This is a genomic window from Allobosea sp. LjRoot90 (assembly GCF_964254315.1).
Lineage (GTDB): Bacteria > Pseudomonadota > Alphaproteobacteria > Rhizobiales > Beijerinckiaceae > Allobosea.
The window spans coordinates 795,130-809,810 of the sequence record NZ_CAXUTF020000002.1; the positions used below are offsets into that span (position 1 = coordinate 795,130).

12 protein-coding genes are annotated in these 14,681 nt (G+C 68.0%); 3 read left to right on the top strand and 9 right to left on the bottom strand.

The window, feature by feature from the left end; all coding sequences use genetic code 11:
* Positions 1-11: 11 nt before the first annotated feature.
* The 5 genes from ACSQ3M_RS10595 to ACSQ3M_RS10615 all read right to left on the bottom strand — a co-directional run bounded on the left by ACSQ3M_RS10595 (position 12) and on the right by ACSQ3M_RS10615 (position 6,345).
* Positions 12-1,124, bottom strand: a complete 1,113-nt coding sequence (locus tag ACSQ3M_RS10595) for a DUF2218 domain-containing protein (protein WP_436150023.1) — start codon at positions 1,122-1,124, stop codon at positions 12-14.
* 29 nt (positions 1,125-1,153) lie between these two features.
* Positions 1,154-2,293 carry an ABC transporter substrate-binding protein gene (locus ACSQ3M_RS10600; RefSeq protein ID WP_436150024.1) on the bottom strand — a complete coding sequence of 380 codons (1,140 nt, stop codon included), beginning with the start codon at positions 2,291-2,293 and terminating at the stop codon, positions 1,154-1,156.
* Complete coding sequence (locus tag ACSQ3M_RS10605) at positions 2,290-3,144, bottom strand: alpha/beta hydrolase (RefSeq protein ID WP_436150025.1); 855 nt, start codon at positions 3,142-3,144, stop codon at positions 2,290-2,292. The genes ACSQ3M_RS10600 and ACSQ3M_RS10605 overlap by 4 nt, the downstream gene beginning before the upstream one ends.
* 11 nt (positions 3,145-3,155) lie before the next feature.
* Positions 3,156-5,333 carry a TonB-dependent siderophore receptor gene (locus ACSQ3M_RS10610; protein WP_436150026.1) on the bottom strand — a complete coding sequence of 726 codons (2,178 nt, stop codon included), beginning with the start codon at positions 5,331-5,333 and terminating at the stop codon, positions 3,156-3,158.
* A 154-nt stretch (positions 5,334-5,487) separates the two neighbouring features.
* The gene (locus ACSQ3M_RS10615; protein ID WP_436150027.1) at positions 5,488-6,345 is read right to left on the bottom strand and encodes a helix-turn-helix transcriptional regulator; all 858 of its coding nucleotides are present in this window, start codon (positions 6,343-6,345) and stop codon (positions 5,488-5,490) included.
* A gap of 261 nt (positions 6,346-6,606) precedes the next feature.
* Between ACSQ3M_RS10615 and ACSQ3M_RS10620 the strand changes: the two genes are divergently transcribed.
* The 3 genes from ACSQ3M_RS10620 to ACSQ3M_RS10630 are packed head-to-tail and all read left to right on the top strand — an operon-like array spanning position 6,607 to position 10,172.
* A complete protein-coding gene (locus ACSQ3M_RS10620; RefSeq protein ID WP_436150028.1) occupies positions 6,607-7,692 on the top strand; it encodes an ABC transporter ATP-binding protein in 1,086 nt (361 codons plus the stop codon).
* On the top strand, positions 7,689-8,678 hold the full coding sequence (locus ACSQ3M_RS10625) for an ABC transporter ATP-binding protein (RefSeq protein ID WP_436150029.1): 990 nt from the start codon (positions 7,689-7,691) through the stop codon (positions 8,676-8,678). Before ACSQ3M_RS10620 ends, ACSQ3M_RS10625 begins: the two co-directional genes overlap by 4 nt.
* A gap of 24 nt (positions 8,679-8,702) precedes the next feature.
* A complete protein-coding gene (locus ACSQ3M_RS10630; protein ID WP_436150030.1) occupies positions 8,703-10,172 on the top strand; it encodes an alkaline phosphatase family protein in 1,470 nt (489 codons plus the stop codon).
* 66 nt (positions 10,173-10,238) lie between these two features.
* On the opposite strand, the gene ACSQ3M_RS10635 is transcribed toward ACSQ3M_RS10630, so the two are convergent.
* The 4 genes from ACSQ3M_RS10635 to ACSQ3M_RS10650 form a co-directional block, all read right to left on the bottom strand.
* The gene (locus tag ACSQ3M_RS10635) at positions 10,239-11,801 is read right to left on the bottom strand and encodes an ABC transporter substrate-binding protein (protein WP_436150031.1); all 1,563 of its coding nucleotides are present in this window, start codon (positions 11,799-11,801) and stop codon (positions 10,239-10,241) included.
* A gap of 65 nt (positions 11,802-11,866) precedes the next feature.
* On the bottom strand, positions 11,867-12,637 hold the full coding sequence (locus tag ACSQ3M_RS10640; RefSeq protein ID WP_436150032.1) for a glycerophosphodiester phosphodiesterase: 771 nt from the start codon (positions 12,635-12,637) through the stop codon (positions 11,867-11,869).
* Between the two features lie 4 nt (positions 12,638-12,641).
* Entirely contained in the window at positions 12,642-13,520 is an 879-nt protein-coding gene (locus tag ACSQ3M_RS10645) for an ABC transporter permease (RefSeq protein WP_436150033.1), read from the bottom strand.
* Entirely contained in the window at positions 13,517-14,458 is a 942-nt protein-coding gene (locus ACSQ3M_RS10650) for an ABC transporter permease (protein WP_436150034.1), read from the bottom strand. Before ACSQ3M_RS10650 ends, ACSQ3M_RS10645 begins: the two co-directional genes overlap by 4 nt.
* Between the last annotated feature and the right edge of the window lie 223 nt (positions 14,459-14,681).

The window sequence follows — 14,681 nt, forward strand, 5'->3', positions numbered from 1 at the left end:
CCAGGCGCGCTTCAAGCCGCCTTTGCGGCCTGCTTCTTCTCCGCCATGTGCTGCTCCTCGGCGAGGCCGGCGCGCCAATAGCTGACGACGAGATGCTCGTCGATCCCAGGGCGCAGATGCTGGCGCGCCATCGCACGGATCTCGCGGAAGGCCGTGTGCTCGGCCGCGGCCCAGAGATAGAGACTGCCCTCGCCCGGCGGCCAGTCGAGCGTCGCCAGGGCGTCGGTCAGCAGAGATGTCGAGCCCGGCGCGGCGCCATCGCGGTGGAGCCAGCGGACGTCGAACCCTTCCGGCAGCGGCAGGGACTGACGCTCTGCCGCGTCGGCGATCTCGATCAGCGCCAGCCCGCGAGCCTGCGCCGGCAGATGCGCCAGCATACGGGCAAGCGCCGGCAGGCCGGTCTCGTCCGCGACGAAGAGGTAGCGCTCGGCCTGCTTCAAGCCACGCCCGCCCGGCCCGGCCATGCCGATACGGTCGCCGATCTGCACGCTAGCGGCGAAAGCCGAGCCCGGACCGGCGTCGTCGTGCAGCACGAAATCGATGGCGAGCGTGCCGGCCGCCACGTCGATCTCGCGGATCGTGTATTTGCGGATCGCCGGCCGCTGCTCCGGTGGCGGCGATTGCAGCAGGCCATCCGCGCCGATCGTCGGCCAGGCCGGCTCGGCCAGCCCCGCCGGCGGGATGAACAGGCGCACATGCAGCGCCTCCAGCGAGTCGTAGCGGGCGAGGTCATCACCGCGGAAGCGGATGCGGCGCATATGCGGCGTCAATTGCTCCACGCCGGCCACGGTCAGCACCCGGAAATCAGGCGGCAGCATCGGCTCGGCGCCGTCGCCGCTCCAGCGGATCGCCGGCACGGCGCCTTCGGGCGCAAACTCGACGACATGACTCGCGATCACGAGCTTCATGCCCTGCACGCCGGCGAGATCGGCCGCCTCGACGACGACTGACAGCGCACCCGGCACCGCGCTCAGCTCGGCCCGGCTGTCCCCGAACGCGATCGTCGTCACGCCATCGGTCTCGCTCACCTCAGCCTCGTGCTCAAGCAGGTGCTCGCAAAGCGGCTGCAGCACGGCAGCGGGATCGGGCAAGGCGATACGCGTTTCGGCGCGAAGCATGGTCATGGCAATTGTCCTGTCGCGGCCCTTTAGACTCAGGGCTTCGCCTGGCCGGCGCTCTCGATCCAGAGCGGGCCGTCGAGCGGGATCGCCGAGAACCGGTTGGAGATTTCGTTCAATGTCGCCTGTGGGTCGACATCGGCGAAGCGGTCGGGGTGGAACCATTTCGCCAGCCGTTCGATGGCGACGATGTGGAGCGGGTTGTCGTTGAACAGGTGCCAGAGCCCGTAGGCGCGGCCATTGCGCACCGCGGCGAGCGCAGAGATGCCAGGGCGGCCCAGCAGCGCGGCAAAGCTCTGCGTCCCGGTCTCGCGCGCTACGCCTAGCCCGAGGACGAGGCCGCCGTTCTTCTGAAGATGCGTGCCGCCGGTCCCGATATAGATGGCAGGGTCTGCGGCCAGCAATTGCTCGAGGCTGATCTGCCCGGTCGCGCCCGGCAGGATCGCGGCGGCGATGTTGCGGCCGCCGGCGGCCGTGATGTAGTCGTCGAACGTGCCCTTGCCCGGCGTCTGGCAGCAGTCGAAGCCGCCGGCATGGGCATGCATGAACACCGAAGGGCGCTCCGCCCCGCGCACGCGCTCCTCGATCAGGCGCCGGCGCTCCTCGTAAAAGCGGATATAGGCATCAGCCTGCTCCTCGCGACCGATCAGCCTGCCGAGGATGCGCAGGCTCGGCAGCGTGTCGCGCATCGGCTGCAGGAAGAAATCGACGACGGCGACCTTGATGCCGGCCGCCTCGAAGCGCTGGACGAGATCGCCAGGCCCGCGCCGCGTGCCCACGAGCGAGAGGCTGAGGATCACCAGATCCGGCGACAGCGACACTGCCTTCTCGAAGGAGAAACCGTCCGGCGTCGCGCCGTCGCCGACGGTCGGAACGGTCTCGATCGCCGGGAACTTCGCCTGGTAGCGCGCATAGGCATCAGGGTTCTGCCGACGATGGTCGGCGCCCCAGCCGGCCAGCAGGCTGATCGGGTCCGGGTGGATCAGGCCGAGCGCGTTGAGCTGGCGCCCCTGCGCCAGCACGATCCGCTTCGCCGGACCGGGCAAGGTCACGTTGCGCCCGAGCAGGTCGGTAACCGTGACCGATTCAGCGCGGGCGGGAGCCGACAAGACTGGGAGCAGAACGGCCACGGCAAGCAGCAACCGCGCCAGGAACCGCAGCGGTGTAGCGGTCATGGCGAGACCTTTCCTTGTGTGCCGCCCAGCGCAAAGGCGACTGCCCGCGACAGGACGGCCGGGAGGACCGAGATATGGTTCTCGCCGGCGAAGACGATGTGCTCGCAATCGACACGCCCGGAAGCCGCCAGCACCTCTGCCATCTCAGCGGCGTTGTCGACCATCTGCGCCATGCGCAGCCGGGCCGCGCGCTGCGGATCGCGCCGCTCATCACAAGTCTGTTCCTCGCCGCCGACGGTGATCAGCAGACGCGGCAAGGCCGCCGTCGCGGGTGAATTCAGGAAACGTGTGCGCGTCGCGAGGATGGCGCGCTCGTCCCACCAGATCGACGGGCTGCCGGCGACGTGGCTGCGGAACAGGCCGGGGCGCGCGAACAGCGCGTGCAGGACGAAGAGCCCGCCGAAGGAATGCCCCACCAGCGATAGGCGCGCCCGGTCAATTGGCGCGAGCTTCTCGACCTGCGTCAGAATTTCGCCAGCGATCAGGTCGAGGAAGCGGTCGGCGCCGCCATCTGTCGGCAAGAGATCCTGCCGGCGCCGCTCGGCATCGAAGGGCGCCGCTCCCGGATAGCCGACGCCGAGGATAACAGCCGGGCCAACGCCAGAAACCTCGGGACGCCCGGTCTGCAGCCGCGCAGCAGACAGCGCGGTCGGGAACAGCGCATCACCATCGACGAGGACCAGGACCGGAAAGCCGGCGGCCGGCGCCGGCTCGGGCGGGATTGCGACCAGCAGCCGGTACTCAGCCCCGCCCGGCGACGTGAATGCAAGGCTATGCGTATGCGGCAGCTCGACCGGCGGGAGAGCCGGGGCCAGGTGCCCCTCGAACGCAACCCGCTCCGGCCGCAGCATCCCGCCTGCCCTCACCAGCGATAGGACAGGGTGGCGAGCACGGTGCGGCGCATGCCGAAGGAGCACTGCACGGCGCCGTAGCAGCCGGCGACATACTCCTTGTCGAACAGGTTCTGGGCGTTGACCTGCACCTTCCAGCCCTTCATCGCGGCATTGGCTGCGCCGAGATCATAGCTGATCGCGGCATCGACCAGCGTGTAGTCGTCGGTGAAGAAGGTGTTGCCGGGATCGCCGGCACCCTTGCCGACATAGCGCACGCCGGCGCCGAGGCCCAAGCCGGAGAACAGGCCGGTCTTGAAGGTGTAGTGCGCCCAGAGCGAGGCCATGTGGCGCGGCACCACGGTCGGGCGCTTGCCGAGATCGACGCCGCTGCTCCGGGTGACCTCGGCATCGGTAAAGGTATAGGCCGCGACGAGATCGAGATTGTCGAAGACCGTTGCGCGCGCCTCGACCTCGACGCCGCGCGCCCTGACCTCGCCGGTCTGGATCTGGAAGCCGGGATTGGCGAGGTCTGTCGTCTGCACATTGGTCTGGGTCAGCTGATAGACCGCGGCCTGCAGAAGGGCATTGGTGCCGGGCGGCTGGTACTTGAAGCCGGCCTCGTACTGCTCTCCCTCGGTCGGCTTGAACGCGACGCCGCGGAAGGTCGTGCCGGCGACCGGCTCGAACGAGGTCGAGTAGCTCGCATAAGGCGCAAAGCCGTTGTCGAAATTGTACATCAGGGCGACGCGGCCGGTATTGGCGAAGTCATCCTGCTTGGTCAGCGCGCCGTTGGTCAGATTGCGCGTGCGCGCCATCGCCCGGTCGAAGCGGCCGCCGAGCACCAGGGAGAGCCGGTCGAACTTGATCTGGTCCTGGATGTAGACGCCGTATTGCTGCTGAGCCTGCCCGGTCCTCGGCACCGCCGGTACCGCGAAGGGCAAGCGGCCATAGACCGGGTTGAAGGCGTCGAGCGTCTGCACCGTGCCGCCGGCGCCGGTATAGGCGGTGCCGTCGCTCCAATAGCCGTCGACGCCGAACAGCACCTTGTGAGTCAGCGCGCCGGTGCGGAAATCGGCCTGGATCTGGTTGTCGACGCCGAAGGTCTTGGCCTTCTCGTTGGAGGCGGTGACGCGGCGCGTCAGGGTCCGCTGGTCGGCGCCGAGCGAAGCCGCCGCGACCGTGCGGAAGCGCGACTCCATATCCGAATAGCGGACGTTCTGGCGGAAGCTGAAGACCTCGTTGAAGCGATGCTCGAAGGCGTAGCCGGCCGTCAGGTGGTTGCGGCTGTAGCCCTCATAGCCCGGCTCGCCGGGGAAGAAGTTGCTGCGGATGCGGCCGTTGCGGTTCGGCAGCGCGGTGCCGACCGACGGGATGAAGCCGTAGAAGCCGGTCTCGGGATCGCGCTGGAACGAGGTCAGCAGCGTCAGGCTCGTCGCGGCATTGGGCTGGAAGGTGACGGAGGGCGCGATGTAGAGGCGCTCTTCCTTGGTGAAATCGACCTGGGTGTCGGCGGCGCGGCCAAGCCCGACGATGCGATAGAGCACGGTCTTGTCCGGCGTCACCGGCCCGCCGATGTCGAAGGCGAACTGCTTGCGCTCGAAACTGCCGAACTGGACCTGCACCTCGCCATGCGCCACGTCGCGCGGGCGCTTGCTGACCATCTCGATCAGGCCGCCCGGCTTGACCTGGCCGAAGGTCACGGAGGCCGGGCCGCGGATCACCTCGACGCGCTCCAGACCCCAGGGATCCACACTCGGCACCAGGAAGTTGACACCGCGTTGCAGGCGCAGGCCGTCGAGGAAGTTGACGAAGCCGGCGCCGGTGCCGGCACCGCCGAAGCCGCGGATGAAGACGCTGTCATAGCGCCCCATCGACAGCCGCGTCTCGCCGAGCACGCTCGCCGAATAGCGCAGCGCCTGGCTGACGCTCTGGACGCCCTGGTCGTCCATCTGGTCGCGGGTGACGACGGTGACCGATTGCGGCGTCTCGATCAGCGGCGTGTCAGTCTTGGTCGCGCTCTCGCTGCGCCGGGCGATATAGCCATTGACCGGCCCGCTGGCGCGCTCACCCTGGACCTCGATGGTATCGAGGCTGATCCCGCCCGCAGTCTGCGCCAGTGCTTCGCCAGACCAGGCTGCGATGATGGCGCCGAACGCAACGCCGGCAGCCAATGCCGCGCGATTGCCGGTGATGAGAACCCCAGTCATGCCTGCGCCCTTGCCCCTTCGCCGTTCTGGCGACCCGTTGGCAGGGTTCTTTCAGGAAGCATGCTCGGCCGGCAACGCTGTCGGCTTTCGATCGCGGCAGTATTTCTTTCGCTGCAGTTTCGAGCCTTTCCAGCTCTGAAACAGGCGGCGTCCCTCAACGCAGCGCGCTTGGCGACATGCCGAAGCGCTTGCGGAACAGGCCGGAGAAATGCGCCGGCGTATAGCCGACACGAAACGCGGCCTCGGCGATGCTCGCTTCGCCTTCGGCGATCAGCGCGTGCGCCTGCTGCAGCCGCTGCTCCTGCAGATAGCCGAAGACGCTGTCGCCGAATTCGGCGCGGAAGGCAGAGGTCAGCTTTGTCGGGTTGAGGCCGGTCGCGCGGGCGAGCTCGGCGAGGCTCGGGGGTTCCTGCATCGCAGCCACGAGCATGTCCCTGACAGCATGGACCTGTTCGCGCGTCCGGGCCGGGAGACGTGCAGGGCGCAAAGGTGGCTGGCCGACGATCCGGTCGAGTGCCACAGCGGTAAGCTCCAGCGCCTTTCCGGCCAAATAGAGCCGCCGCAGCGGCTTTGCCACCGGACATTCGGCGATCTGGAGGGCGAGCGCACACAGATCGGCATCGGCCGGGCGCACCCAGATCCCGGCATCTTCGGCTCCGGCGAGCGCGAATAATTGCTGCATCGGGGCCTCGAATTCCCGCTCGACGAAATCGAGGTCGAACTGCATCAGGACGCAGCGGACCACGCCGCCGCTGAGGCCGGTGCGCTGCTGGACATGATCGCCGCCATTCGCAGCGACCAGCAGAGCCGGGCCGCGAACCAGGACGGCAGGGCGGTCATCGATCTCCAGGGATTGCCGCCCATCCAGCATGACCGCGATCTTGAGGCCCCGGCGCATCGGCCCGACGATCCGTTCGCCTTCGGGCACCGGAAAGTAGCCCGCCGACAGCGACAGCTGCCGCGAGAACAGCGGAATGCCCACCAAGGATTCGGGATCGGAAAAAGTCGCCATCGAATTCACGAGGGCAGCATAGTTCAATCGTTTCCGACCTCAAGACTTTGCTGCCAGATTACGCATCTTCTAAGCTCGGCAATTCATGGCCAATGCTTTCACTGGAGCTCGCCCAGACCGTCATCCTTGAACCAGCTGCCCTGACTCGACACAGATCGCGGTTCGCGGTCGGACACCGCATGGCACTAGCCGAGCCGCCGACATATCTACTCTTCCTGCCTCGTCACATCACGGTCACGGAAACGCGTCTATCCCGCTGCGATGACGTTCCTGACCGCCCGCGATAAAGATCGCTCCGGCATCGCCGCGCTGCTGCCCGGCGCCGAGGCGAATCCGCCGCCGCTGCTGGCGCTGAACAACTTCTCGGTCGCCTTCCAGGGCGCCAACGGACCGGTCCCGGTCGTGCGCGGCATCGACCTCAGGCTCGCGCCCGGCGAAGCGCTGGGCATCGTCGGGGAATCGGGCTGCGGCAAGAGCGTGACCTGGCTCGCGGCCTTGCGCCTGCTCGGCCGCGGTGTCGTCACCTCCGGCGAAGTCCTGCTCAAGGGGCAGGACATCACCCGCCTGCCGGAGCGCGCTCTGGCGACCATACGCGGCGGACGCATCGGGCTGATCTTCCAGGACCCGACCAGTTCGCTCAATCCGGTGCAGCGGATCGGCACGCAGCTCACGGAAGTGCTGCGCCTGCACCGCGGACTGCGCGGCGACGGCGCCCATCGCGAGGCGCTGCGCCTGCTCGACCGCGTCGGCATCGCCGATGCGCCGCGGCGGCTGCGGCAATATCCGCACGAATTCTCAGGCGGCATGAACCAGCGCGTCATGATCGCGCTGGCGCTCGCCGGCGAGCCCGAGGTGCTGATCGCCGACGAGCCGACTACCGCGCTCGACGCGACGATCCAGGCGCAGATCCTCGACCTGATCCGCGACATTCGCCGCGAGAGCGGCATGGGGCTGGTGCTGATCTCGCACGATATCGGCGTCGTCGCCGACCTCTGCGACCGGGTGGCGGTGATGTATGCCGGCCGCGTCGTCGAGACCGCCGCAACGCAGGACCTGCTCGGCCGGCCGCGCCATCCCTATACGCGCGGCCTGCTCGCCGCCCTGCCGACGCTCGGCGGCCCGCGCCAACGGCTGACGCCGATCGCCGGCACCGTTCCCGCCCCCGACAGGATGCCGCCGGGCTGCGCCTTCGCGCCGCGCTGCTCATTGGCGATCGAGGCGTGCCAAGGCGAAACGCCGCCTCTCGTGCTGGCGGCACAGGACCAGCGCGCCGCCTGCCTGCGCCTTGCCGAGACCGCGATGGCGCCGGTGACGCGCGAGCCTGCGTCCGCCGGAGCGTTCGCATGAGCCCGTTGCTTCGCGTCAGCGATCTCGCACGGCATTATCCGGCCGCGACGGCAACGGGGCAGAAGCGGATGCTCCATGCGGTCGACGGCGTGAGCTTTACTCTCGCTTCCGGCAAGATACTCGGCGTGGTCGGCGAATCCGGTTGCGGCAAGTCGACTACTGCGAGACTCGTGCTCGGCCTGCTGCCGGCGACGCGCGGACGGATCGACTTCGCCGGCGAGCCGGTGAGCGCGGCGCGCGACCGACACTGGCGGGCGTTGCGCCGGCGGATGCAGCTGGTGCATCAGGACCCGCTCGCGGCACTCGACCGGCGGCTCCCCGTCGGTGAGCAGATCGTCGAGCCGCTCGCCATCCATGGCATCGAGGTGGGCGCTGGAGCCCGGCAGCAGAGGGCGCTGTCGCTGTTCGAGGCGGTCGGCTTAAGGCCGGACCTGTTCCAGCGTTATCCGCATGAGCTCTCCGGCGGCCAGCGCCAGCGCGTCGTGCTCGCCCGCGCGCTGATCCTCGGTCCTGAGTTGCTGGTCTGTGACGAGCCGATCTCGGCGCTCGACGTCTCTGTCGCCGCCCAGGTGATTAACCTGCTGCAGGATCTGCAGGCGCGCTTCGGCATGGCCTATCTGTTCATCAGCCACGACCTGAAGGTGGTCCGGCAGATCGCCGACGAAGTCGCGGTGATGTATCTCGGCAAGATCGTCGAGCAGGGCCCTCCTGACGCTCTGTTTCATGCGCCGGCCCATCCCTACACCGAGGCGCTGGTCTCGGCCGTGCCGACGCTGCTGCGCGGCACGGCCGAGCGCATCATCCTGCGCGGTGACCCGCCCAATCCGGTCGACCGGCCATCGGGCTGCGCCTTCCATCCGCGCTGCCCGCGCGCCGTCACCCGCTGCCGCGAGGAGGCGCCATTGCTGCGTCCCACGAGCGACGGGCGACTTGCCGCCTGCCATCTGGTACCCGTGGCTGCCGACGCCCGAGCGGCTGCCGCCTGATCCATCCAACTGCCGGAACTCGACATGGCCCAAGACGATCGCTCCCCCGCCACACGCGTGATCGTGGCGGTCTTCGACGGGCTGAGACCCGATCTCGTCACGCCCGAGCTGACGCCCAACATCCTGCGGCTGGCGACGCGCGGCACCTGGTTCCGGCGGGCGCGCAGCGTTTTCCCATCTGTGACCCGCGTCGCCACCAGCTCGATCGCCACCGGTGCACCGCCCGCCGTGCACGGTATCGTCGGCAACGCCTTCTATCTCGAAGACGCCATCCCCGAGCGCATCTTCGACACCAGCGACGCCGCGCTGATCCGCCGGGCCGAGGCGCATCATGACGGCCGGCTGGTCGCAGTCGACACCTTCGGCGACGTGCTGGCGCGCGCCGGCAAGCGGCTCGCCGTCGTCCATACCGGCTCGGCCGGTTCAGCGCATTTCATCAATCCGCGCGCCCGCGCCAACGGGCACTGGACCTTCTCGATGCACGGTACCGGCGCGACGCAGACGCCGGAGGCGGTCGAGGAAGCCATCGACAGGCTCGGCCCGCTGCCGGAGCGCCAGCTGCCGCGTCTCGACGAACTCGCCTATGGCGGCCGGCTGATGACCGAGCATGTCCTGCCGGTGCTGAAGCCTGATGTCGCGCTGATCTGGTTCAACGAGCCCGACACGACCTTCCATTATCGCGGGCTCGGCTCTCCCGAGGCGAAGGCCGGGCTCAAGGAAGCGGACCGTGCCTTCGGCGATATCCTCGACTGGGTCGAGGCTCAGCCCGACGCCGAGCGCATCGCGGTGATCGCCGCCTCCGACCATGGCCAGATCTCGACCGGCGCGGTCGAACCGCTGTTCGAGGCGGCGCGCCAGGCCGGCTTCGACCTCAGCAACGCCAAGTCCGTCGATGGTGCGGCCTTCCTCGCAACGGGCGGCATCAGCGGCGAGATCCGCCTGCGTGGAAGCGACCGGACCGGGCTCGAGCGCATCGCCAGCTGGCTGATGGAGCAGCCGACGATCGGCCATGTCTTCTCACGCGGGAACGGCAGAGAGGAAGGCGAAGTCGCCGGCACCTTGTCGCTCGATCTGGTCGGCGCCGGTCATGCCGGGCGTCAGCCGGACCTGATGTTCATCCTGAAATCTTCGCTCGACGCCGACCAATATGGATTGCCTGGTCTCGGCGCGATGACGCCGGGCGACGTGCCGCTCGGCGGCGGCATGCATGGCGGCATCAACCCGCACGAGCTCAATACGGTGCTGATCGTCTCCGGCGGCGCGACCGACGGCGGAAGCGTCTCGCAGGAACCGGCCGGGATCATCGATATCGGCCCGACCGTTCTCGGTTTTTCAGGCCTCGCCAAGGCGCGGAGCATGGTCGGACGCGACCTCTCCCGTCCGGCGCTGGAAGAGGCTCGCACGCAGCGCTTCGCGGCCGGCCGCGGCGGCTTCACCCAGCATGTCGAGATCGCCGAGCAGGACGGCCGCCGCTTCATTCTCGGCGGCCACTGATCTAAGCGAAAGAATGCAAAAAGGGGCGGCTGAGCCGCCCCTTTCTCATTGTCGTGCCTGTGATGTTCAGCTGCGGGCGAAGGACAGGTTGTCCGGGCGCAGGTCCATGAAATAGAAGGTCGTCGGCCGCCAGGCGATCGCCTTCTTGATCGCGTAGGCCTCGCTCGGCTGGTAGAGGATCGTGGCCGGCGCCTCGTCCTCCCAGATGTCGAGCATCTCAGTGAACAGCGCCTTGCGCCTGGCCGGATCGACCTCCGCCTCCAGCGCGGTGCCGGCCTTGTTGAAGCCCTCAGCCGAGGTCCAGAACTTCGAGATCTGGTGTTCGCCGGCGGGGCCCCAGGCGACCCAGATCGCGCCAAGCGGATCGGGCAGGCGCGTCGAGTTCGACCAGTTGAAGATCTGCGCGCCGGCCCCGCGCATCTGGGTCGAGTTCTCGACGACCTGCAGCGAGGCGTTGATGCCGACGGCCTTCCACTGCTCGACAAGGATCTGCGCCGCTTCGAGCGCATTGGTGTAGTAGTTCGCCATGGTGCGGTAGACGATCGGCTCGCCCTTGTAGCCGGCCTGCTGCAGCAGTGCCTTGGCCTTGGCCGGATCGTAAGGCAGCTTGCGGCCTTCAACGAACATCTGGCCGTATTCGGGGAAATTGTGGCTCGGCGGCACCTGCGCCGTGCCCTGCCAGAGCGCATCGACCAGCTTCTGCCGGTCGATCGCGAGGTTCAGCGCCTGCCGAACCCGCTTGTCGGCCAGCACCTTGTCCTGCTCGTTATAGGCAAGGACATGGACGTTCGCGAGGACGACGGAGCGGACGTCGATATCCTTGTAGGCGCCGACCACGCTCATCTGGTCAGGCGGGATATTGGTGATCAGGTCATAATCACCAGCGACCAAGCCGGCTACACGCGCCGCCAGCTCCGGCACGCGCCGGAAGGTGACGCGCCTCGCCGTCGGCTTGCCCATGAAGTAGTCGTCGAAGGCCTCCAGCACCGTGGCTTCGGCAGCCGAGTGCGAAACGACGCGGTACGGGCCGGTCGCCACCGGCTTCCTCGAATAGGCCTCGAAGCCCATCGCCTCATAGGCACGCTTGTTGACGATCCAGGCGCACCAGGAGGCGAGCCGCTGCTCCAGCAAGACGTCGGCGACCTTGGTGCGGAAGCGGACGCTGTAGCGGTCGATCGGCTCGACGCTGGCGAGGATGCCGAAATAGGGCTTGCCGCCGGGGATCTGGGCCTTGTCGCCCCAGAGGCGGCCGTCACGGAAGGTGTAGGCGACGTCTTCCGAGGTCAGCTCGTCGCCATTGTGGAACTTGACGCCCTGGCGCAGCGTGACGACCAGCTCCTGCGGCGAAACGCGCTCCCATTTCACCGCCAGATGCGGCTTCAGCTCCGAACCGCCGCCATCGCTGGCCCCCAAGAAATCGCGTCGGATCAGCGTGTCGAAGATCGAGTATGTGACGCGCGTTCCGACATTGGAAAGCTCGCGCGCCGGCTCCAGCGTCGCCGGCAAATCGGCGACCGCGACGGTGAAGGTCTGGCGCGTCTCGCCTGCCGCGAAGGCCTGCGGGGTAGCAAGCAGCGCCGAGGCGACGGAGGCGCCCTCCAGGAAACGGCGGCGGGAAATCGGGGTCATGGCATGTCTCGCAGCGATGTCGGCGGCGATGCCGGTCCGGCTCGCCGCGATCGCGCTGCCATGCCTCAGTTGGACGACAGGGCCATGACGGAGCGTGTGGACAACAGTTGTCGGGGATCGTCGAGCATTACCGCATCGGGCGCGAGCGACAGGACGTGATCGATCCCGTCGGCATCGATCCGCCCGACCGGAAAGGGCGGATAGCCGGCTATGGCGACCGAGCGCGGCTGCCCGACCATGACGACAGTGCGCAAGCTGACGGCACGCGCGGCGGCGATGCGCTCGGCCGTCGCCTCGCCCTGCCAGAAGCGGAACCAGTCGGCGCCGAGGATTTTCGTCTGCTCGAAGCTTTCCGGATCCGGGACCAAAGCGAGGATCGCGATCTCCTGCGACAAGGCACGCGCGGCGGCGATGAGGTCGAGCGAGCGCAGGCCCAGCAGCACACGCTCGGTCGCGCCGGCTGCCGTGACGGTATCGAGAATGCGCGGCAGCACGGCCGGGTCGGTCAGCTTAAGGTCGAGCAGCAATCCGATCGGCGCGGAGGCGGCGATCGCCTCCTCCAGCGTCAGCAGGCCGGGCAGGACCGCCCGCAGTTCTGCAAGCCCGGTTTCCGCTACGAGGCGCCGGTCGCCGGCGATGCGCCGGAGGTCGGCATCGTGCAGGCAGATCAGCGCGCCGTCGGCGCTCAATCGCAGATCGGTCTCGATAATCTCGGCGCCGACGGCCTTGGCCTGCTCGAACGCCTCCGCGCTGTTCTCTGGCCCGAGCAGCGCGCCGCCGCGATGGGCGATGGCGAGCGGGAGGGGGCTGGCATTGCTGCGAATATCGAAACCCATGGCCTCAGTGCCGTTCGCTGGTCGGATCGAGGCGGTCGCGCAGCCAGTCGCCGAACAGGCTCATCGACAGCGTCGTCAGGAAGATAATGAGCCCGGGAAAGACCGCGATCCACCAGGCATTCAGGAGATAGCGCCGGCCCTCGCCGAGCATCAGGCCGAGCGAGGTGCCGGGCGGCTGCACGCCGAGGCCGAGGAAGGAGAGCGAAGTCTCCAATAGGATCGTGCCGGGGAAATTGAGCGTCGCCTGCACCACGAGCGCGGCGAGGATGTTCGGCAGGAGATGGCGCAGGACCACGCGGGAAGTGCGCGCGCCGAGTGCCTCGACCGCGTGGATATAGTCGCTCTCCTGCTCGGAGGCGACGAGGCCGCGCGCCAGCCGCGTATAACGGTCCCAGCCGTCGATGCTGACCAGGACGATGAACAGCACGATGTTGTTGCCGAAGAAAGCGAGCATGGTCAGCGCCAGGAACAACGCCGGGATCGCCGCCTGTGCATCGACCAGCATCATGATCATCTGGTCGACGATGCCGCGCATCCGCGCTGCTATGAAGCCGAGCAGCGTGCCGAACACCGCGCCGATCAGCGTGCCCATCACCGCGATCAGGATCGAGGTGCGCACCGCGTAGATCATGCGGCTGAGGATGTCGCGGCCGAGCTGGTCGGTGCCGAGCCAGTAGGTCATGCCGCCGCCCTGCGTCAGCGGCGGCTTCAGCCGCGCGAGCAGGTTCTGGGTGGTGTAGTGGATCGGCGCCAGCCAGTCCGCCAGGGTTGCGATCATGACGACCAGGATCAGGAAGCCGGCCGAGAGCTTCACCACCGGCGACATGCGGCGCCCGCGCGGACGGGCGGCGGGAACAGCGCCGAGATCGAGGCTCGCCGTCATGCCGGCTTGCCCAGGCTGCGCGAGAAGCCGCCGAGGCGCGGGTCGATCAGGATGTGCAGGATGTCGACCAGGAGATTGGCCGCGACCATGACCACAGTAACCGTCAGGATCACTGCCTGGACCACGGCGAGATCGCGCGACGAGACGGAATCAACCAGGAGCCGGCCGATGCCGGGCCAGGCGAAGATCGTCTCGACCACGGCGCTGCCGGCGAGAATGTGGCCGATCTCGATGCCGATGAACATCAGGAGCGGTACCGCCGCATTGGGCAAGGCATGGCGCAGGATGACGGAAAGCGGCATCACCCCTCGAGCCCGGGCGGCGCGGATAAACGGCTTGCCGAGCACTTCGAGCGTGGCGGTGCGCGAGAAGCGGGCGAGCCGCCCGGAGAGCGGCAGGGCCAGCGTCACCACCGGCAGGATCAGGTGCCACAGCGTCTCGGACCCCGCCGAGGGCAGCACGCGCAGCTTGAGCGCGAAGAGCAGGATCAGCAGGATTCCAAGGAAGAAGATCGGGATCGCATAGCCGAGCACCGCGACCGCCATGGCGAGCCGGTCGACCGCGCTGTTGTGGCGCAGCGCCGCCAGGACGCCGAGCGGCATGCCGATCAGCAGAGCGAGCATGAGCGCGCAGGCGCCAAGCAGGAAGGTCTTTGGCAGGGCGTCGACGACCGCGGCGAAGGCCGGCCGGTCATCGGCGAAGGAGAGGCCGAAATCGCCGCGGACCACACTGGCGAGATAGCGCAGATACTGCTCGGCGAGCGGACGATCGAGCCCCCAGAGTTCGCGGTAATGCGCGCGCACATCAGGCGGCGTCTCGATTGAGAGCATGATGTCGGCGGGGTCGCCGGCGAGGCGCAGCGCAAGGAACACCGCCGAGACGCAGATCGCGACAGTCAGCAGCGCGCGCAGGACGCGAAGGGTGAGGAAACGCAGCATCGCCGGCTCGTGACTCGAAGGCCGAGCTTGTGCAGATGCTTACGCGACAAACGAATGACAGTTTGTCTTCAACCCGCGCGGTTCGGGAGCGGTCGCGGCATCAGGATTGATCTTCCTCCGCCATGATGGTTATGTCCGACCATGCGATTTCGGTCCGCCATCCGGGGCCTGACCCTTCGACTTAGCCGCCCGGCGCCGTGAGCGCGCCGGGATTAAAGGCCTG

Bases quoted from the DNA above. Each gene is read 5' to 3' on its own strand.
- ACSQ3M_RS10600 (WP_436150024.1), bottom strand. From the start codon at position 2,293: ATGACCGCTACACCGCTGCGGTTCCTGGCGCGGTTGCTGCTTGCCGTG.
- ACSQ3M_RS10610 (WP_436150026.1), bottom strand. From the start codon at position 5,333: ATGACTGGGGTTCTCATCACCGGCAATCGCGCGGCATTGGCTGCCGGC.
- ACSQ3M_RS10650 (WP_436150034.1), bottom strand. From the start codon at position 14,458: ATGCTGCGTTTCCTCACCCTTCGCGTCCTGCGCGCGCTGCTGACTGTC.
- ACSQ3M_RS10640 (WP_436150032.1), bottom strand. From the start codon at position 12,637: ATGGGTTTCGATATTCGCAGCAATGCCAGCCCCCTCCCGCTCGCCATC.
- ACSQ3M_RS10635 (WP_436150031.1), bottom strand. From the start codon at position 11,801: ATGACCCCGATTTCCCGCCGCCGTTTCCTGGAGGGCGCCTCCGTCGCC.
- ACSQ3M_RS10645 (WP_436150033.1), bottom strand. From the start codon at position 13,520: ATGACGGCGAGCCTCGATCTCGGCGCTGTTCCCGCCGCCCGTCCGCGC.
- ACSQ3M_RS10615 (WP_436150027.1), bottom strand. From the start codon at position 6,345: ATGGCGACTTTTTCCGATCCCGAATCCTTGGTGGGCATTCCGCTGTTC.
- ACSQ3M_RS10595 (WP_436150023.1), bottom strand. From the start codon at position 1,124: ATGACCATGCTTCGCGCCGAAACGCGTATCGCCTTGCCCGATCCCGCT.
- ACSQ3M_RS10605 (WP_436150025.1), bottom strand. From the start codon at position 3,144: ATGCTGCGGCCGGAGCGGGTTGCGTTCGAGGGGCACCTGGCCCCGGCT.
- ACSQ3M_RS10630 (WP_436150030.1), top strand. From the start codon at position 8,703: ATGGCCCAAGACGATCGCTCCCCCGCCACACGCGTGATCGTGGCGGTC.
- ACSQ3M_RS10625 (WP_436150029.1), top strand. From the start codon at position 7,689: ATGAGCCCGTTGCTTCGCGTCAGCGATCTCGCACGGCATTATCCGGCC.
- ACSQ3M_RS10620 (WP_436150028.1), top strand. From the start codon at position 6,607: ATGACGTTCCTGACCGCCCGCGATAAAGATCGCTCCGGCATCGCCGCG.